The sequence below is a fragment of the Roseomonas sp. CCTCC AB2023176 genome (assembly GCF_042259275.1).
Lineage (GTDB): Bacteria > Pseudomonadota > Alphaproteobacteria > Acetobacterales > Acetobacteraceae > Roseomonas.
In genome coordinates, this window is the sequence record NZ_CP170086.1 from 366,377 (window position 1) to 383,330 (window position 16,954).

At 72.5% G+C, this 16,954-nt stretch carries 16 protein-coding genes and 1 pseudogene; 4 read left to right on the top strand and 13 right to left on the bottom strand.

Features of this window, described 5'->3' with window-relative positions; genetic code table 11:
- Positions 1-27: 27 nt before the first annotated feature.
- From tolB to ACE7GA_RS01710, 5 genes and pseudogenes are all read right to left on the bottom strand, one after another.
- Complete coding sequence (gene tolB / locus ACE7GA_RS01690; RefSeq protein ID WP_376094717.1) at positions 28-1,371, bottom strand: Tol-Pal system beta propeller repeat protein TolB; 1,344 nt, start codon at positions 1,369-1,371, stop codon at positions 28-30.
- Positions 1,372-1,519: 148 nt separating this feature from the next.
- Positions 1,520-2,641, bottom strand: a complete 1,122-nt coding sequence (locus ACE7GA_RS01695; RefSeq protein ID WP_376094720.1) for a hypothetical protein — start codon at positions 2,639-2,641, stop codon at positions 1,520-1,522.
- 123 nt (positions 2,642-2,764) lie between these two features.
- Positions 2,765-3,253 (bottom strand): annotated as a pseudogene (gene tolR / locus ACE7GA_RS01700) (protein TolR); the annotation flags it as partial.
- A 3-nt stretch (positions 3,254-3,256) separates the two neighbouring features.
- Positions 3,257-4,015: a protein TolQ gene (gene tolQ, locus ACE7GA_RS01705; protein WP_376094723.1), complete on the bottom strand. Its 759-nt coding sequence runs from the start codon at positions 4,013-4,015 to the stop codon at positions 3,257-3,259.
- Between the two features lie 135 nt (positions 4,016-4,150).
- A complete protein-coding gene (locus ACE7GA_RS01710; RefSeq protein ID WP_376094726.1) occupies positions 4,151-4,567 on the bottom strand; it encodes a YbgC/FadM family acyl-CoA thioesterase in 417 nt (138 codons plus the stop codon).
- Between the two features lie 171 nt (positions 4,568-4,738).
- Between ACE7GA_RS01710 and ACE7GA_RS01715 the strand changes: the two genes are divergently transcribed.
- Complete coding sequence (locus tag ACE7GA_RS01715) at positions 4,739-6,430, top strand: peroxidase family protein (RefSeq protein ID WP_376094729.1); 1,692 nt, start codon at positions 4,739-4,741, stop codon at positions 6,428-6,430.
- Positions 6,431-6,472: 42 nt separating this feature from the next.
- Here the strand turns inward: ACE7GA_RS01715 and ACE7GA_RS01720 are convergent, their stop codons facing one another.
- The 4 genes from ACE7GA_RS01720 to ruvC form a co-directional block, all read right to left on the bottom strand.
- On the bottom strand, positions 6,473-7,465 hold the full coding sequence (locus ACE7GA_RS01720; protein ID WP_376094732.1) for a Bug family tripartite tricarboxylate transporter substrate binding protein: 993 nt from the start codon (positions 7,463-7,465) through the stop codon (positions 6,473-6,475).
- 102 nt (positions 7,466-7,567) lie between these two features.
- Positions 7,568-8,626 (bottom strand): Holliday junction branch migration DNA helicase RuvB, encoded by a 1,059-nt coding sequence (gene ruvB / locus ACE7GA_RS01725; protein ID WP_376094735.1) that lies wholly within the window; start codon positions 8,624-8,626, stop codon positions 7,568-7,570.
- 88 nt (positions 8,627-8,714) lie between these two features.
- Positions 8,715-9,323 (bottom strand): Holliday junction branch migration protein RuvA, encoded by a 609-nt coding sequence (ruvA, locus tag ACE7GA_RS01730; RefSeq protein ID WP_376094738.1) that lies wholly within the window; start codon positions 9,321-9,323, stop codon positions 8,715-8,717.
- A 39-nt stretch (positions 9,324-9,362) separates the two neighbouring features.
- Entirely contained in the window at positions 9,363-9,875 is a 513-nt protein-coding gene (gene ruvC / locus ACE7GA_RS01735) for a crossover junction endodeoxyribonuclease RuvC (protein WP_376094741.1), read from the bottom strand.
- 105 nt (positions 9,876-9,980) lie between these two features.
- Here ruvC and ACE7GA_RS01740 point away from each other — a divergent pair, with 105 nt between their 5' ends.
- The gene (locus tag ACE7GA_RS01740; protein ID WP_376094744.1) at positions 9,981-11,576 is read left to right on the top strand and encodes an ABC transporter substrate-binding protein; all 1,596 of its coding nucleotides are present in this window, start codon (positions 9,981-9,983) and stop codon (positions 11,574-11,576) included.
- Here the strand turns inward: ACE7GA_RS01740 and ACE7GA_RS01745 are convergent.
- The 3 genes from ACE7GA_RS01745 to ACE7GA_RS01755 are packed head-to-tail and all read right to left on the bottom strand — an operon-like array spanning position 11,542 to position 14,147.
- The gene (locus tag ACE7GA_RS01745) at positions 11,542-11,982 is read right to left on the bottom strand and encodes a GFA family protein (RefSeq protein WP_376094747.1); all 441 of its coding nucleotides are present in this window, start codon (positions 11,980-11,982) and stop codon (positions 11,542-11,544) included. The two genes, ACE7GA_RS01740 and ACE7GA_RS01745, sit on opposite strands and share 35 nt — an antisense overlap.
- A 42-nt stretch (positions 11,983-12,024) precedes the next feature.
- On the bottom strand, positions 12,025-13,338 hold the full coding sequence (locus ACE7GA_RS01750; RefSeq protein ID WP_376094750.1) for an O-acetylhomoserine aminocarboxypropyltransferase/cysteine synthase family protein: 1,314 nt from the start codon (positions 13,336-13,338) through the stop codon (positions 12,025-12,027).
- A 59-nt stretch (positions 13,339-13,397) separates the two neighbouring features.
- Entirely contained in the window at positions 13,398-14,147 is a 750-nt protein-coding gene (locus ACE7GA_RS01755) for a YebC/PmpR family DNA-binding transcriptional regulator (RefSeq protein ID WP_376094753.1), read from the bottom strand.
- Between the two features lie 167 nt (positions 14,148-14,314).
- On the opposite strand from ACE7GA_RS01755, the gene ACE7GA_RS01760 reads away from it, so the two are divergent.
- On the top strand, positions 14,315-14,944 hold the full coding sequence (locus ACE7GA_RS01760; RefSeq protein ID WP_376094756.1) for an MSMEG_1061 family FMN-dependent PPOX-type flavoprotein: 630 nt from the start codon (positions 14,315-14,317) through the stop codon (positions 14,942-14,944).
- A 63-nt stretch (positions 14,945-15,007) separates the two neighbouring features.
- Here ACE7GA_RS01760 and ACE7GA_RS01765 read toward each other — a convergent pair whose 3' ends face one another.
- Positions 15,008-15,994 carry a Bug family tripartite tricarboxylate transporter substrate binding protein gene (locus ACE7GA_RS01765; RefSeq protein ID WP_376094759.1) on the bottom strand — a complete coding sequence of 329 codons (987 nt, stop codon included), beginning with the start codon at positions 15,992-15,994 and terminating at the stop codon, positions 15,008-15,010.
- Between the two features lie 456 nt (positions 15,995-16,450).
- Here ACE7GA_RS01765 and arfB point away from each other — a divergent pair, with 456 nt between their 5' ends.
- Complete coding sequence (arfB, locus tag ACE7GA_RS01770) at positions 16,451-16,954, top strand: alternative ribosome rescue aminoacyl-tRNA hydrolase ArfB (RefSeq protein WP_376094763.1); 504 nt, start codon at positions 16,451-16,453, stop codon at positions 16,952-16,954.

Genomic DNA, 16,954 nt, shown 5'->3' on the forward strand with positions numbered 1-16,954 from the left:
TGGGTTCAGGCTTGGCTTGAGGAAAGGTCAGGCGAGGAGCGGCGACCAGGACGGGTCCGTCGCGTCGGTCGGGGTGCCCATCTGCCGTTCGTTGAAGCCGGCGATGTCGATCTGGGCCAGGCGCGCGGAATATCCGGCGCCACCCGCGCCCGCACGGCTCTCCCGGTAGAAGGCGAGGACCCGGCCGTTCGGCGCGAAGGTCGGGCCTTCCATCTGCCAGCCCTCGGACAGGATCCGCTCGCCCGTGCCGTCGGGCCGCATGACGCCGATCGCGAACTGCCCGCCCGCGATGCGCGTGAAGGCGATGAGGTCGCCGCGCGGCGACCAGACCGGCGTCGCGTAGCGCCCGCGGCCGAAGGAAATGCGCCGTGCCCCGCCGCCGCCCGCGCCCATGACGTAGAGCTGCTGGTCGCCGCCGCGGTCCGAGTTGAACACGATCTGCGACCCGTCCGGCGAGTAGCAGGGCGAGACGTCGAGGCCGCCGCCCGAGGTGAGTTGCCGCTGCGAGCGCGAGCCGATGTCCACCGCGTAGATGTTCGCGTCCGCCCCCTGCGCGAAGGACAGCACCACGGACCGCCCGTCCGGCGAGAAGCGGGGCGAGAGCGTCATGCCGGGGAAGTTGCCCAGCACCTCCTGCCGCCCCGGCGCGGTGATGTCCGTCAGGTACACGCGCGGCTGGTTCTGGAAGTAGGACATGAACACGATCTGCCGCCCGTTCGGGTGGAAGCGCGGCGAGAGCACCTGGAAGGAGCCGTCGGTGAGGATGCGGTTGTTCTCGCCGTCCTGGTCCATGACCGCGAGGCGCCGCACGCGCCGGTCGCGCGGGCCGCTTTCCGCGACGTAGGCGATGCGCGTGTCGAAATAGCCCTTTTCGCCCAGCAGGCGCTCGTAGATCGAATCGGAGATCTGGTGCGCGACCTGCCGCCAGTTCGCCGAGTTGGTCGTGAAGCGCGTGCCCTGGAGCTGCTGTTCCGGCAGCACGTCCCACAGGCGGAAGTCGACGCGGGTCTGCCCGCCACCTTCTTCCACGCGTCCGGTGACCAGGGCGTTGGCGCCGATCACGCGCCAGTCCTGGAAGCGCGGTGTCGCGGCCGCGGCCTCGGCGCTCTGGATGAAGGCAGCGTTGTTGACCGGGCGGAAGAGGCCGGAGTTACGCAGGTTGTTCTCGATCACCCGCGCGATGTCCGCCCCGCGCGGGCCACCGGCGAGCGCCGGGATCGCGATCGGGATCGGCTCGGTGCGGGCGCGGGTGATGTCGATGACGGCCCCGCCCTGACCTGCCCCGCCCTGGGCCGGCTGTGCACGCACGGTCGCCGGCACCGTCAGCAGCGCCGCGCCGCCGAGGATCAGGCCGCGTCGTCCGGTCGTCATGTCATGTTTCATCAGCCGGAAGCCTTGGTGCTGTTCTCGAAGATCCGCGTGATCCGTCGCGGGCGACTTAGGGCCGTCGCGTCGCAAGGTGAACCCCGCGTAAGCCGGAGCGGGGGCGAAAAGACGGCCGCGCCGTGGCGCGAAGTGATCATCGCGACAGTCCCCGCGGGTTGAAGCGGAAGACCGAAGCGTTGATGGCCGCCAGCTTGTCCCGCGGGAAGGGCAGCGGCGAGCAGCGCGGATCGAGCAGGGCGCGGCGTGCCGCCTCATAGACCATGCGCGCGCGCGGGTCGGCGGGCGGGCTGCCCCCGGCCGGGCGGACGACGCGGACATTGCCGCCCGCATCGGCCTCGACCCGCAGCTCGACGACGATGCTCTCCAGTCCCGGCGCGCCGGAATCGACGGACCAGCATTCGCTGATGCGGTCGGCGACGCCGCGGATCTCGCCCGCCGTCAACTGCGCCGTGCCGGTCGGTGCGCCACCGCCGGCGGACGGGGCGCCGGGCGATGGGTTCGGCCGCGCCCGCGGCGGCTCGTTCTGCGCCTGCTGCTGGCGCAGGCGGTCCAGCGTGTTCAGCACGGACTGGCTGCGGTCGGCCGGGCGTTGCACGGGCGGGGTCTGGGCAGTGCCGGGGTCGCGCGCCGGCTCACGCGCCGGCGGGACCGGCGCCTGGTTCGGCACGGGGTTGGGACGGGGCGGTGCCGGCGGCGCGGGCGGGGCGGCGGCGGCCTGCTGCTGCCGCGGCGTCTCCGGCCGGGGCGGCGCCGGCGGGGTCGGGCTAGCCTGCCGGATCGCGTCGGGCGCCGGCGGCGCGGGAGGCGGCGGCAGGGGGAGCGGCGGCTCCGGCGTCGGCGGCGCGCTGGCCTGTTCCTGCGGCGGCGCCGGGCGCGGCGGCGCGGGCGGGCTGGGGCGCGGGGTCGGCGTCGGTGGCGCAGGCATCGGCGCGGCTGCGGGGCTTGGCGGCGGGGGAGGCGGGGGCGGCGTCGGCGCCTCGGGACGCGGCGGCTCGGGGGGCGGCGGGGTCGGGCTCGGCGTGCGCGGCGCGTTCGGGGATGGCGGGGCCGGGCTCGGCAGCGGCGCGGGGGCCTGGGCCAGTTGCGGCGCCTCGGCCGAGACGATCTCGACGGGGACTGCGGTCTCGGCGGGCTCCGGCAGCGGCCGCGTGCTGAATTCCAGCAACAGCAACAGCCCCACCGCCGCGTGCGCGGCGGTGGAGGCGATCAGCCAGGTCCGGAGGCGGTCTCCCTCCGTGCCGCGGACCGCGGCCATGGATCAGCGCTGCGCGGTGCCCGCGGGCCGCCCCGGCTGGGTGTTGCCCCCGTTCTGGCCGCCATTCTGGCTGCCATTCTGGCCGCCGTTCTGACCACCATTCTGCGACGTCGGGCTCGGGCGCGCGGCCGGGCGGGCAGGCTGCTGCGCACCGCCCGACGCGGGGCGTCCCGCCGGCTGCTCCGCCAAGAGCGCCACGCGGGAGAAGCCGGCGGAGGATACCGTCCCCATGACCTCCATCACCCGGCCATAGGCGATGGTCCGGTCGCCGCGGACGAAGATGCGGCGCTCCGGCGCGCCCTGCGGCTGGTTCTCGAGGATGGCGCGGAGCTGCGTCACCAGCCCCTCGATCGGGACCTCCGTGTCCTGGAGGAAGATGCGGCCCTCCGGGTTCACCGTGATGGTCAGCGGCTCCTGGTCCTGGTTCAGCGCGGCGGCGTTGGTCCGCGGCAGGTCCACGGCGACGCCGGAAGTCATCAGCGGCGCCGCCACCATGAAGATGATGAGCAGCACGAGCATCACGTCCACCAGGGGCGTGACGTTGATCTCGGCCATCGGGCGGTAGCGCCCGCGGCGCGCGCCGCGGCCGGCGCCCTGCAGGGAGGCGGCCATGGCTCAGGCCGGCTCCGTCTCGCGCGGCGGCGCGGCCGTGGCGTCATCCGCCTGGCGCGACAGGATGGCGCCGAACTCGCCCGCAAAGCCCTCCAGCCGCCCCGCGAAGCGCGCGAGGTCCGTGCTGATCTTGTTGTAGGCGAGCACGGCGGGGATGGCGGCCACGAGGCCGATGGCCGTCGCGAAGAGCGCTTCCGCGATGCCGGGCGCGACGACCGCGAGGTTCGTGTTGTTCATCCCGGCGATCGCCGAGAAGGAGTTCATGATGCCCCAGACCGTGCCGAAGAGGCCGATGAAGGGCGCGACGGACCCGACGGAGGCGAGGAAGGTCATCCAGCGCTCCAGCCCGTCCATCTCCCGCTGCACGGCCAGGCCCATCGCCCGCTCGGCGCGTTCGCGCATGGAGGTCATGGCGCGCGCGCCGCGCGTGCCGCCCTGGGCCGAGATGTCGGCGCTGCGCTGCCATTCCCGCATCCCCGCGCCGAAGACGGCGGCCATGGGATGCGTGGGGCGCTCGCCCTCCGCGCGGTGCAGGTCCTCGAGGTTCCCGCCGGACCAGAACTTGTCCTCGAAGGCATCGGCCGCGCGGTTCACCCGGCGCACGGCGGCGACCTTCTGGAACACGATCGCCCAAACCCAGACCGAGGCCAGCAGCAGCCCGATCATCACGGCCTTCACGACCCAGTCGGCCTGCAGGAACAGGCCCCAGAGCGTCAGGTCGTGGGCCGCGCCCCCGAGATTCTGCGCCGTCACGTTGTTCACGGCCGGTCTCCTCGAAACACCGGGGGCCGGCAGCCCCCGCGGCCGCGCCCCCTACCCCCTACGTCCGGGGATGGGAACCCGCGACGGCCCCCTTCCCCGGCAACCCTGCTGCCCGGTCGTGGCGCGACCGTGACGTCATTCCAGCCCCGTGGCCGGCCGCATCGCGCTCCGCCACGGCTCCGGCAGCGGGACGGGCCGCAGCGTCGCGACGTCCACGCAGACTAGGCCGACCGTCAGCCGCGCGAGCAGGCCGCCATCTTCCCCCAGCACGTCCTGGCCCACCTCCAGAGACGCGGCGCCGGCCTTCAGCACCCGCGTCTCCAGGGTCAGCAGGTCGTCCAGGCGCGCCGGGCGCCGGTATGCCACGTCCAGGCGGCGGACGACGAGGGACGAATTGTGACGCGCCGTCATAAGGGAGAGCGGCAAGCCTATGTCGCGCAAGGATTCCGTCCGGGCCCGTTCCGCCCAGCGGAGGTAGTTGGCATGGTAGGCCACCCCTCCGGCATCGGTGTCCTCGAAGTAGACGCGAAGAGGGTAGCGGTGGACGGCCATGGCAGTGGGTTAACCGGGCGGCACCTTGTGGGCCATCCCGTCCTGCAGACCATCCGGAACGGTGAGTAGAACGGATCTGAAATTTTTCCGAAAGCGCTTGGTTTCGTTTGCCGCCCGCAACCCCGGATTGCGACGCTCCCCCGCCCACAACCGGGCAGGAGGGATCCCGTCATGGCCGAACGTCACGCCCGCCCCGTCTACTTCGTCGTGAACCGACATGAGGTTCGTGGCGACGTCACCCGCGAGATCACCCCGGCGGAGGAGGCCGGCGCCTTCCGTTTCTCGGAGATGGTCAAGCGCGGCGCCCCCGCACAGAGCGACGCGCTGCTCCGCATCCTCGGCCAGCGGATGGCCGCGCCCGCAGCGCAGGCCGACGCGCAGGGACTGCCGGCCGGCTTCACCTATCTCGGCCAGTTCATCGACCATGACCTGACGCGCGACCCGAGCAAGCTGAGCGGCGGGACGCCGACCGGACTGCCCACCGAGCAGGAGCGCAGCCCGGCCCTCGACCTTGACAGCCTCTACGGCAAGGGACCGGCCGACCCGAACAGCGCGCGCTTCTACGAGGCGGACGGGGTCAGCCTGAAACTGGGGGAGACGCAGGCCTCCGGCCCCGGGCCGGTCGCCGACAAGCCGCTTCCGGGCTTCGACCTGCCGCGCCTCGGCGCCCTCGCGCCGGAGGCGACGCAGACGCGCCTGGCGGACATCCCGGATCGGCGGAACGACGAGAACCTGGCCGTCGCCCAGATCCACCTGGCCTTCATGCGCTTCCACAACGCGGTGGCGCGGCGCATGCCCGGCCAGCCCTTTGCGGCGGTCCGGGCCGAAGTGGTGAAGCACTATCAGTGGATGATCGTGCACGACTTCCTGCCACGCATCGTCGAGCAATCCGTCCTGGACGACGTGTTCCAGAACGGCCGCAAGGTCTTCGAGGTCGGCGCGGTCGGGATCCCGACGATGCCCATCGAGTTCTCCGTCGCCGCCTATCGACTGGGCCATTCCATGATCCGGGAGGCTTATGACTGGAACCAGTTCTTCCATCCGCGCGGCGACGCGCTGGCACCGGGCTCGCTCGAGAACCTGTTCCGTTTCTCCGGCACGAGCGGCAACCTCTCGCCCTTCGCGAGCGGAACGGCGCCGCCGAACGCCGTCCCGAGCGACATCAACAAGCCGACCGACGGCACCTTCGACCACCTGCCGAGCAACTGGGTCGCGGACTTCACGCGGCTCTTCGACTTCAAGACGGATGCGGGCATGCCGGCCCTCGCGCCCGTCGCGCCGGCCGGGCTGAACGCGGCGCACCGGATCGACACGCGGCTGACGGATCCGCTCGCGCAGCTTCCGCTGGGGGCCTTCGGCGGGCGTGGCGGAGTTCCTGCCGACCCGCTGGAACTGAACCTCGCCTTCCGGAACCTGCTGCGCGGGCGGCAGGTGAAGCTGGCGACGGCGCAGGAGGTGGCCTTCGCCTTCAAGGCGCTGGGCGCCGCGACGCCGACCCTCACCTCGCCGCAAATCCTGGAGCCAGGGAACGGCGGCGTGGACCTGACGGACCTGACCGGCGACCTCCTGGGCGAGGTGACGACCGAGACGCCGCTCTGGTTCTACGTGCTGCGGGAGGCGGAGGTGCACCGCGGCAAGCTCGGCCCGATCGGTGGCCGCATCGTGGCCGAGACCTTCCACCGGGTCGTCGAGGGCAGCAGCGACTCGATCCTGCGCGACGTTGCGTGGCGGCCGAGTGGGGGCAAGCATCCGCGGGGCTTCGGGATGGTGGACATCCTGCTTGCCGGGTACGACGCCTCGCGCGGGGAATTGCGGCCGCTGACGCCGGCCGTGGCCCCCGCGCCGCAGCCCGTGCCGGTCTGATGGGCTGGGGCCCGGCGGCCGTGCCGGCCGGGCCCCACACGCCTACGAATTGACGGTGATGTTCGCCTCCCGCACCACGCGGGCCCATTGCTCGCGCTCGCGCCGGACGAAAGTGGCCAGTTCCTCGGGCGTCGAGGGCTCGCCTATTCCGGCCTGCTGGCGGAAGACGTCCATCGTCTGCGGGTGGCGCACGCCGTCGCGCACCGCCTGGTTCAGGCGCGCGATGGCGCCGGGTGGGGTGCGCGCGGGCGCGTAGAGGGCGAGCCAGAGGCCGGTCGCCAAGGGGACGCCGAGTTCGGTGAGCGTCGGCACGTTCGGCACCAGGTCGATCCGCTGCGAATGCGCCAGCGCCACGATCCGCGCCCGGTTGTCCACCGCGAGGGAGTTGGCACCGCCGACCGGCAGCATCATCGAATCCACCTGCCCCGCAGCGACCGCCTGCATTCCCGGCGCCTGCGCGGCGAAGGGGACATGCAGCTTCTGGAAGCCCTGGTTCCGCGCCACGAATTCGAAGGCGAGGTGGGAGGAGGATCCGACGCCCCAGGAGGCGTGGGTGAGCGCGCCGGCTTCCCTCTTCGCCTCGCGCACGAAGGAGGCGAAGTCCGTGATCTCCCGCCGGTGGGCGCCGACCATGAGGGCGAAGGGGACGCGCGTGACCATCGAGATCGGGGCGAAGTCCGCCTCGTCGTTGTAGGGCAGGCTGGGGAAGGTCGAGCGGTTGATCGCGAAGGTGTCGGTGATGCCCATCGTGATCGTGGTGCCGTCGGCCGGGGCGCGGGCCGCGGCCGTGGTGCCGACCGTGCCGTTGGCGCCGGGACGGTTCTCCACGATGACGTTCTGGCCGAGGACCGCCTGCATGCCGGCGGCCATGCCGCGGCTGATCACGTCGGTGATGCCGCCGGCGCTATAGGGGACGATGATCCGGATGGGCCGGTCGGGCAGTCCCCCGCTGGCCTGGGCGCGAAGGACCGCCGGGGCGGCGAGCGGGGCGACCGCCAGGGCAGTCAGGAGCCCACGGCGACGTAAACCAGACATGAACGCTTTCCTTCCTGTTTATGAACTTTCGGTAAGGAAGGGGACTCAGGGAGTCGTTTCAACGGGCGACGGACGATTCCGTTCTGTCCAGCGGTCCGGCGCTCAGTCCGGTTCGAGCAACCCGTCGAGGATGTCGCCCTGTGCCGCCAGCGCGTTCCGGGGCGGGGTGAGCCCCAGGTGTTTCCAGCCGGGCAGGCCGAGCACGCGGCCGCGCTGGGTCCGCAGGATCAGGCCTTCCTGGATCAGGAAGGGCTCGATCACCTCCTCCAGCGTGTCGCGGCTCTCGGCCAGGGCCGCGGCCAGGGTCTCCACCCCGACCGGGCCGCCGCCGTGGTGGTCGGCGAGGCGCCGGAGGTAGCGGCGGTCCATCGCGTCGAGGCCGAGGCTGTCCACCTCCAGCCGCTTCAGAGCGGAATCCACCAGCCTGCGGTCGGCGGTCTTCTCGGCGACGGCGGCGAAGTCGCGGATGCGGCGGAGGAGGCGGCCCCCGATGCGCGGCGTGCCGCGGGCGCGCGTCGCGATCTCCCGCGCGCCGTCCGCCGTCAGCTCGAACCCGAGTTTCTGGGCGCCGCGGGCGACGATCCTCTCCAGCTCCTCCGGCGAGTAGAATTGCAGGCGCAGCGGGATGCCGAAGCGGTCGCGCAGCGGCGTCGCGAGCAGGCCGGCCCGCGTCGTCGCGCCGACGAGGGTGAAGGGTGGCAGGTCGATCCGCACCGTCCGCGCCGCCGGCCCTTCCCCGATGATGAGGTCGAGCTGGAAGTCCTCCATCGCGGGGTAGAGGGTTTCCTCGATGGCTGGCTGGAGGCGGTGGATCTCGTCCACGAAGAGCACGTCGCGCGGCTGCAGGTTCGTCAGGATGGCCGCGAGGTCGCCAGCGCGCTGCAGTACAGGGCCGGAGGTCGCGCGGAAGCCCACCCCCAGTTCGCGCGCGACGATCTGCGCCAGCGTCGTCTTGCCCAGGCCCGGCGGGCCGAAGAGGAGCACGTGGTCCAGCGCGTCGCCGCGGCCCCGGGCCGCCTGGATGAAGACGGACAGGTTCTCCCGCAGCGCGGGCTGGCCGGTGAAGTCGGCGAGGGTCTGCGGGCGAAGCGTTGCCTCGGCCGCGTCCTCCTCCTGGCGCTGGCCGGCGGTGATGCGAGCCATGGTCTCGGTCGGGGGCATACCGGCAATATAGTGTTCGCGGGACGTTCCCGCGATGGCCGATCAGACCCCCGGTCCGGCTCCGGTGAGCCCCTGGGTCAGCCCGCGGTCAGCGCGGCGCCATCTCCTTCAGGGCTTCGCGGATGAGGGCGCCGAGTTCCGTCCCTTCCCCCAGCCGGTCCTTCACGCGGGCGACGACACCCGCCGCCTCCGGCCGCTTCCAGCCAAGGTTGACGAGGGCCGAAATGGCCTCGGCCTCCGTCCCGACGGTCGCGATGACCGCGGCGGGCATGACGAAGCCCGCATCGCCGGTCGGCATGCCCCCGACCTTCTCCCGCAGTTCCGACAACAGGCGGATGGCCAGTTTCGGGCCGACCCCCGGGGCGCGGGTCAGGCTGCCGCGGTCGCCGGCTAGGATCGCGCCGGCCAGGTCCTTCGGCGAAAGGGCGGAGAGGAGGTTCAACGCGACCTTCGGCCCGACGCCCTGGATGCCCGTCAGCAGCCGGAACCAGTCGCGCTCCGCAGCGTCTGCGAAGCCGTAGAGGGTGATCGCGTCCTCCCGCACCACCGTCTCGATCCAGAGGGTGCCGATGCCGCCTGCGGGCAGGGCTGAAACGGCGCGGGACGTCGCCGAGACGACGTAGCCCACGCCGTTCACGTCGAGGATGCAGCCGCCCTCATGCACCGAATCGAGGCGGCCGGTGAGCTTTCCGATCATTGCGGGCCTAGATGGCCTGCCGGCCGGGGGTGGGCAACGTCACCCCGGGACGTAGGCGCGGGCCAGCGCGATGCGGCTGGCGCGATGGTGCGCGTGGCAGATCGCGACGGCCAGCGCATCGGCCGCGTCGGCCCGCCGGATGACCGCGCCCGGCAGGAGGCGGCGCACCATGTCCTGGACCTGGATCTTGTCCGCGTGTCCCGTGCCGACGACGGCGCGCTTGACCTCCATCGCCTGGTATTCGGCGACGATCAGGCCGTGCAGGGCCGGCGCCAGGAGCACCACGCCGCGCGCCTGGCCCAGCTTGAGCGCCGCGCCCGGGTTCTTGTTGACGTAGGTGTGCTCCACCGCCGCCTCCGCAGGCCGGTGCGCGTCGAGCAGGGCGCAGAGTGCGCGGTGCAGCTGCGACAGCCGCTCGGCCAGGGGCAGGTCGGCCCCGGTGCTGACGACGCCGTCCCCAAGGTGCCGCAGCCGGGACCCGTCTACCTCGATCAGCCCCCAGCCCGTGTGCTGGAGGCCGGGATCGAGGCCGAGGATCCGGGTTGCGGGCATGGGGTGCAGCCTTAGCGCCGCAGGTGGCCGGACCGGAAGCCGGTCCCGCCTGTGCCGATCGCACCGGGCCTGCCATCCTGCCGTCGGATCGGGGGAGTGACCGGGATGACGCACACCGGACGGCTGGTCGGGGCGCTTGGCGCCCTGTTCCTCGCGGGGCAGGCGGCGTGTCCCGCGGCGGCGCAGCCGGCGCCGCGGGATACGCTGCGGATCGTGCTGGTCAACGACCTCGGCAGCATCGACCCCGTGGCATCCACGGCGGCCTTCGTCCGCAACCACGGCTTCATGGTCTACGACCAGATCATGGCGCTCGACTCGGCGGGCGTCGCGCGGCCGCAGATGGCGGAGCGGCATGAGGCCTCGGCGGACGGGATGACGCACCGCTTCACGTTGCGGGAGGGGCTGGCCTTCCATGACGGCACGCCGGTGCGGGCGGCGGACGCCGTGGCGTCCATCCGCCGCTGGGCGGCGCGGGACGTGGTGGGCCGGGCGCTGGCGGCTGCGACCGCCTCCATGGAAGTCGTGGACGACCGGACGTTCGAGATCCGCCTGTCCCGCCCCTTCGCGCTTGTGGCGGAGGCCCTGGCGCGGCCGACCGCCTCCGCACTGTTCGTGATGCCCGAGCGGATCGCGCAGACGCCGCCGACGACGCAGATCACGGACGCCACGGGCAGTGGGCCCTTCATCTTCGAACGGGCGGCCTGGCAGCCGGGGAACCGCGCGGTGTACCGCCGCAACCCGGCCTACCGCCCGCGGTCCGAGGCGCCGGACGGGCTTGCCGGCGGCAAGGTCGCGCGCGTCGAGCGGATCGAGTGGCTGAACCTGCCGGACCCCGCCACCGCCGCCGCAGCGCTGGCGCGGGGGGAGATCGACTTCTGGGAACAGCCCTCCGGTGACGTGCTGCCGCTGCTGGCGCGCGACCGGAACATCCGGCTGATGCCGATCAACGCGGCGGGGTCGGTGATCTGGCTACGGGTCAACCACCTGCACCCGCCCTTTAACGACCCACGGGCACGGCAGGCGGTGCTTCGTGCGATCAGCCAGCCGGACAACCTGGCCGCCGCCGGGGTGCGGGAGGAGGACCGCGTGGCCTTCTGCGCGGCCTACTTCCTGTGCGGCACGCCGCTGGAGAGCCGTGCGGGGTCGGAGGGGCTGGAACGCCCGGACCCCGAGCGCGCCCGCGCCCTGCTGCGGGAGAGCGGGTATGACGGGCGTCCCGTCGTCTTCCTCAACGCCTCGGACAGCCCCATCAACAACGCGGTCACGCTGGTGATGGCGGATGCGCTGCGCCGGGCCGGCTTCAACATGGACGTGCCGTCCATGGACTGGGCGACCGTCACGCAGCGCCGCGGCCGGCGGGAGGCGCCGAACGCCGGGGGATGGGACATGTTCGTCACTGTCGCCAACGTGCTGGACGCACGGGACCCGCTCACGAACCTCTACCTCGCCTCTCCGTGCGGGGAAGGCGGGCTGCCCGGATGGCCCTGCGACCAGCGGCTGGAAGACCTGCGCCGGTCCTGGTGGGAGGAGCCGGATGCGGATCGGCGCCGCGCCATCCTGGACCAGGTGCAGGCCCAGGCGCTTCGGAGCCTGCCCTACATCAATGCGGGACAGTTCCGCACGCCCGCCGCGATGCGGGCGAACCTGGACGGGGTGCGGGCGACGATCATCCCGGTCTTCTGGGGAGTGGAGAAGCGGTGACCGGATCCGATCGGCGGCTGCCGCCAGGCAGGTGCTGATCGGCAATGACCGTGGCCCAGGGCAAGCCGCTCCGCTCCCAGATCGACCGATTCGGTTCCGGGTGGGCAGGGTCGTTGAAGCAGCCCACTGCGATAGCGACGAGGCCAGGTGCCCGGTCGGCGCGCCAGTACACCGCTGAGCCGCAGGTCGGGCAGAAGGACGTCCGCACCTTGCCGCCAGCCGCACCGTCGCGGGCGAACTCCGTCGCCGCGCCGGTGATCTCCACGTCCCCCCACCGGTAGAATGCGCCGACACCGAAGGGCGAGCCGGTACGGCGCTGGCACTCCGTGCAGTGACAGGCTACCACCATGCTGGCACGGCCGGGTACCCGCACGGTCAAGGCGCCGCAGCCGCATCGCGCTTCCATGGTCGCTGCCTTCCCGGGCGCCACGCAGGGCGACGCTGGCCGTTACTCCGCCGCCATCCGAGTCGGCGTCCCGTGCGCCGCGTCCAGGGCCTGGCTGATGTCGGCCAGGATGTCGTCGGGATGTTCGATCCCGACGGAAAGCCGGACGTAGCCGGAGGAGACGCCGGTCTTCAGCTGATCCTCCGGCGTCAGTTGCGAATGCGTCGTGCTGGCCGGGTGGATCGCCAGCGTCCGCGCGTCGCCGATGTTCGCGACGTGGTAGACGAGCTGCAGCGCGTCGATGAAGCGGCGCCCGGCTTCCATCCCGTCGCGCAGCTCGAAGCCGAGCAGCCCGCCGCGGCCGCGCGTCAGGTACTTCGCCGCGCGCTCGCCGGCGAGGCCGGTCTGCTTGGACGGGTGGATCACCCGCGCGACCTCCGGCCGTCCCGCGAGGAAATCCGCCACGATCTCGGCGTTCCGGCAGTGGCGTTCCATCCGGAGCGCCAGCGTCTCGATCCCCTGGATCGTCATGAAGGCGTTGAAGGGCGCCATGGCGGAGCCGAGGTCGCGCAGCAGCGTCGTGCGCATCTTCAGGATGTAGGCGATGGGGCCGAGGGGCTTTGCCGCCTCCACCCAGACCGCCCCGTGGTAGGACGGGTCGGGCCGGTGCATCGCGGGCTGGCGTTGCGGATGCGCGGCCCAGTCGAAGTTGCCTCCATCCACGACGATGCCGCCGATGCTCGTCCCGTGGCCACCGAGGTACTTCGTAGTGGAGGCGACGACGACCGCCGCCCCGTGGTCGAAGGGCCGCACCAGCAAGGGCGCCGCAGTGTTGTCCATGATCAGCGGAATACCCAGCGGCCGGCCGAGCGCCGCGACCTCGGCGATCGGGAAGACCTCCAGCTTCGGGTTCGGCAGGGTTTCCGCGTACCACGCGCGCGTCCGGTCGTCGGAGGCGCGGACGAAGGCGTCGGGGTCGGCCGGGTCCACGAAGCGGACCTCGATGCCCATGTCCTTCATCGTGTTGGCAAAGAGGTTCCAGGTGCCGCCGTAGAGGTTTGTGCTGCTGACGATGTTGTCCCCGGCATGCGCCAGGTTCTGGATCGCGAAGGCCGAGGCCGCCTGCCCGGAGGAAACCGCCAGCGCGGCCACGCCGCCCTCCAGCGCCGCGACGCGCTGCTCCAGCACGTCGCAGGTCGGGTTCATGATCCGGGTGTAGATGTTCCCCAGTTCCTGCAGCCCGAAGAGGCGGGAAGCGTGGGCCGTGTCGTCGAACTGGTAGGACGTGGTCTGGTAGATCGGCACCGCGACGGCCTTCGTCGCGGAATCGCGTCGCCAGCCGGCGTGCAGGGCAAGGGTCTCGGGGTGCAATGGCATGGGGGTTCCTCCTCGGCCGGACCCTAGCGCATGCACCCCGCGCCTTGTCGTCTTAAAAGCTAGGCGGTCAGGCGCTCCATCACCGCCTCGTCCATGTCGTAGTTGGCATAGACGTTCTGCACGTCGTCATGATCGTCGAGGACGTCGAGGAGCTTCATCAGCCCCTTCCCGGCATCCTCATCCACGGGGACGGTGGCGCTGGGGCGCCATTCCAGCTTGGCGCTCTCGGCCTGTCCCAGGCTGGCTTCCAGCGCGTCGCGGACGGCGAAAAGGTCCTCGATCTCGGTCCGGATGGCGTGGCCGTCCTCGTCGGTCTCGACGTCCTGCGCGCCGGCCTCGATCGCGGCCTCCAGAACCTTGTCGGCGTCGCCGGCCGAGAGGGGGTAGCGGATCACGCCCTCCCGCGTGAACTGGAAGGAGACGGAGTTGGTCTCGCCCAGCGCCCCGCCGTGCTTGGAGAAGGCGGAGCGGAGGTCGGAGGCCGTGCGGTTCCGGTTGTCCGTCAGCGCTTCCACGATCACCGCAACGCCACCGGGGCCGTAGCCCTCGTAGCGGACCTCGTCGTAGTTCTCGTTGTCCGTGCCCGCGGCGACGCGCTTGATCGCACGCTCCACCGTGTCGCGCGGCATGTTGGCGGCCAGCGCGGCCTTCACCGCGGCGCGGAGGCGCGGGTTATGGGCGGGGTCCGGCAGGCCCTGCTTGGCCGAGACCGTGACCTCCCGGATGAGCTTTCCATAGGCCTGGGACCGCTTGGCCGACTGGACGGCCTTGCGGTGGGCGACGTTCTTGGCGTGCGAGTGGCCTGCCATGGGGCGGCGATGGTCCTGGGAAGGGTCGGGGAAGGCCGCCCGTATAAGGGGGAGCCGCCCGAACCGCCAAGCCGGACCTTCCGGACGGCCCGGGCCTTGCTAGGCTGCGAGGAACACGCCTTCCACGCCGGACAGCCCGCCGGCGCCGTAAATCGAGGTCCCGCACGATGGACGCCCTGACCCCCGCCGACCCCTTCGCGGTGACGACGCCCGAGGCGCTGGCCGCCCTCTACCCCGAGCCCTCCTACATCGTCCGCAACAAGACGACGGACCGTCTCGACGCGAAGACGACTTCCTTCATCACCGCCTCCCCCTTCTTCGTCCTGACGACGATCGGGGACCGCGGCCCGCACGGCTCCCCCCGCGGTGACGCGCCGGGCTTCGTCGCGGTTCTGGATGAGCGGACGATCGCCATCCCCGACCGCAAGGGGAACAACCGCCTCGACGCGCTGCGGGACATCCTGGACGACCCGCGCGTGGCGCTGCTGTTCTTCGTGCCGGGCATGGGCGAGACGGTACGTGTGCACGGCACGGCCCGGATCACGACGGACCCGAGCCTCCGCGAACGCTTCACCCATCAGGGCGTGGTGCCGCCGACGGTGATCCTCGTCTCGGTGGGGGAGGTGTTCCTGCAATGCGCCCGGGCCATCCTGCGGTCCAAGCTCTGGGGCGACCGGCGGAAGGGGGACGGCGTGCCGACAGCGGGCGAATTGCTGTCGGAACACATGAAGGGCGCCGTCGCGCCGTCGCACTACGACGACGATGTCGGGCCGCGCGTGGCGCGCACGCTCTACTGACCGAAGCCTCTACCGACCAAATCCTCCGGGGGGACGCCCGCCCCGGGAGTGGGCGGCCGCGTCCTACTCCAGCCGGATGTCGCCGACGCGCGCGACTTCCCGCCACTTCGCGAGTTCGCTTCGGATGAACGCAGCGAAGGGGTCTGGGCCCTCGGCGATCGGGGTCGCCGCGGCCTCCGTGATCCGGGCGCGGACGGTGGGATCGGCCAGGGCAGCGGCCAGCCCCTCGTACAGCCCGGCCAGCACGGCCTGCGGCGTGCGCGCGGGGGCGAGGATGCCGCCCGAGCCGAGCACCGCGTAGCCCGGCAGCCCCGCCGCCTCCGCGACTGTCGGCACCTCGGGCAGCGCGGGCTGCCGCGCGGCGGAGGAGACGGCGAGGGCGCGCAGCAGCCCCGCGCGGACCATCGGCATCGCCGAAGCCCCGCTCTCGAAGGCGAAGTCCACCGCGCCCGTGGCCACGTCCGCCAGCGCGGGTCCGGAGCCTCGGTAGGGGACGTGCGTCGCCCGGGCGCCGAGGCCCTGCAGGAACAGCTCGGCCCCCATGTGCTGGGTCGAGCCCGGGCCCGAACTCGCATAGTCCGTCCCGCCCGCCTTCACTTCCTTGATGAGGGAGGCGACATCCGCGTGCGGGCCCTGGGCCGGGACGACGAGGACGAGGTGCCCCTCGAAGACCCGCACGACCGGCGCGAAGTCACGCTCGGGGTCATAGGGCACGCCGCGCATGATCGCGGGGTTGATCGCGAGCGTCGCGAGCGAGCCGAACACGAGGGTATGCCCGTCGGGCGGCGCGACGACGACGGATTGCATGCCGATCGTGCCGCCGGCGCCGCCGCGGTTCTCCACGACGATGCGGCCGCCCGCGAAGGCGCCCTCGTTGGCCCTCTCGGCGATGATGCGGGCGAAGATGTCGTTCGCCTGGCCCGGCGGGAAGGGCACGATGAGGCGCACTGGGCGGGTCGGGTGCCACTGCGCGCGTGCCGGGCGGCCGGTGATCAGCGCGGGCAAGGCGAGCAGCGACGACGTCGCGCGGCGCGACAGGATGGGCTGCATTCTCCTCCTCCTCCCGGCCTGCCCCCGCCCGGCTGCCCTTGACCGCACCTCCCCCGGACGGGCGCGGCCGGCGCGGTTCTGGTCACCCGAGCGGGCCAGGCCGCGCCGGCGCGCATGATCCGTTGCGTCCCGTCGGCGGGAGCCGCCGGACCAGCCACGGGTGGCGCGGGTGGTGCGGAGAAGTCTAGCGGCAGGCTGCGACCGGACGCCAGGGCGCGCGGATCGTGGCACGCGTTGCGTCGCAGCCAGCGCGGCGTGGCGAGATCCGCGTGGTGTAGGCCATCCGTCGGGCGGCCTCATCCCCGGACGGCAGGGCGGGTGCTGCCTTGGGCGGCGCGGTGCCGCCCGTCGCCGGCGGGACCTCGCCCCGCGGGACGCCGAGGGCGCCGGAGGCGGACACCTCACCATCCGCGAGGCAGCGCGGCACAGGCCCGGCGTTCCGTTCGTCCCCCCGCAGTGCCCGCCGCGGACGGCGAGAATGGCCCGGCGGCGCTACCGCTCACCGGCCGTCCCGCCGCGGTGTACAAGCGCGGCATGGCCGAGCCGCTTCGCATCAACCACCGCCTGACGATCCCGGCCGAGGCGCTGGAGGAAGCCTTCGTCACGGCATCCGGCCCCGGCGGTCAGAACGTCAACAAGGTCGCGACGGCGGTCCAGCTGCGCTTCCGCCCGGCGCTCGCCCCGGACCTGCCTGACGCCGTGCTGGCGCGGCTGCGCGCGCAGGCCGGGCGGCGCTGGACGGCGGACGGCCTGCTGATCACCGCGCGGGAACACCGGACGCAAGAGCGGAACCGGGAGGCGGCCCGGGAACGCCTCGCCGACCTGATCCGCGCGGCCCTGATCGCACCGGTCGCCCGCCGCCCGACGCGGCCGACGAAGGCGAGCAAGGAGCGGCGCCTCGTGGCGAAGCAGGTGCGCAGCACGACGAAGGCCGCGCGCGGACGGGTCCGGGACGACTAG

Excerpts from the sequence above, each read along its gene's own strand:
- tolB (WP_376094717.1), bottom strand. The coding sequence starts at position 1,371 with ATGACGACCGGACGACGCGGCCTGATCCTCGGCGGCGCGGCGCTGCTG.
- ACE7GA_RS01695 (WP_376094720.1), bottom strand. The coding sequence starts at position 2,641 with ATGGCCGCGGTCCGCGGCACGGAGGGAGACCGCCTCCGGACCTGGCTG.
- ACE7GA_RS01710 (WP_376094726.1), bottom strand. The coding sequence starts at position 4,567 with ATGGCCGTCCACCGCTACCCTCTTCGCGTCTACTTCGAGGACACCGAT.
- ACE7GA_RS01715 (WP_376094729.1), top strand. The coding sequence starts at position 4,739 with ATGGCCGAACGTCACGCCCGCCCCGTCTACTTCGTCGTGAACCGACAT.
- ACE7GA_RS01720 (WP_376094732.1), bottom strand. The coding sequence starts at position 7,465 with ATGTCTGGTTTACGTCGCCGTGGGCTCCTGACTGCCCTGGCGGTCGCC.
- ruvB (WP_376094735.1), bottom strand. The coding sequence starts at position 8,626 with ATGCCCCCGACCGAGACCATGGCTCGCATCACCGCCGGCCAGCGCCAG.
- ruvA (WP_376094738.1), bottom strand. The coding sequence starts at position 9,323 with ATGATCGGAAAGCTCACCGGCCGCCTCGATTCGGTGCATGAGGGCGGC.
- ruvC (WP_376094741.1), bottom strand. The coding sequence starts at position 9,875 with ATGCCCGCAACCCGGATCCTCGGCCTCGATCCCGGCCTCCAGCACACG.
- ACE7GA_RS01740 (WP_376094744.1), top strand. The coding sequence starts at position 9,981 with ATGACGCACACCGGACGGCTGGTCGGGGCGCTTGGCGCCCTGTTCCTC.
- ACE7GA_RS01745 (WP_376094747.1), bottom strand. The coding sequence starts at position 11,982 with ATGGAAGCGCGATGCGGCTGCGGCGCCTTGACCGTGCGGGTACCCGGC.
- ACE7GA_RS01750 (WP_376094750.1), bottom strand. The coding sequence starts at position 13,338 with ATGCCATTGCACCCCGAGACCCTTGCCCTGCACGCCGGCTGGCGACGC.
- ACE7GA_RS01755 (WP_376094753.1), bottom strand. The coding sequence starts at position 14,147 with ATGGCAGGCCACTCGCACGCCAAGAACGTCGCCCACCGCAAGGCCGTC.
- ACE7GA_RS01760 (WP_376094756.1), top strand. The coding sequence starts at position 14,315 with ATGGACGCCCTGACCCCCGCCGACCCCTTCGCGGTGACGACGCCCGAG.
- ACE7GA_RS01765 (WP_376094759.1), bottom strand. The coding sequence starts at position 15,994 with ATGCAGCCCATCCTGTCGCGCCGCGCGACGTCGTCGCTGCTCGCCTTG.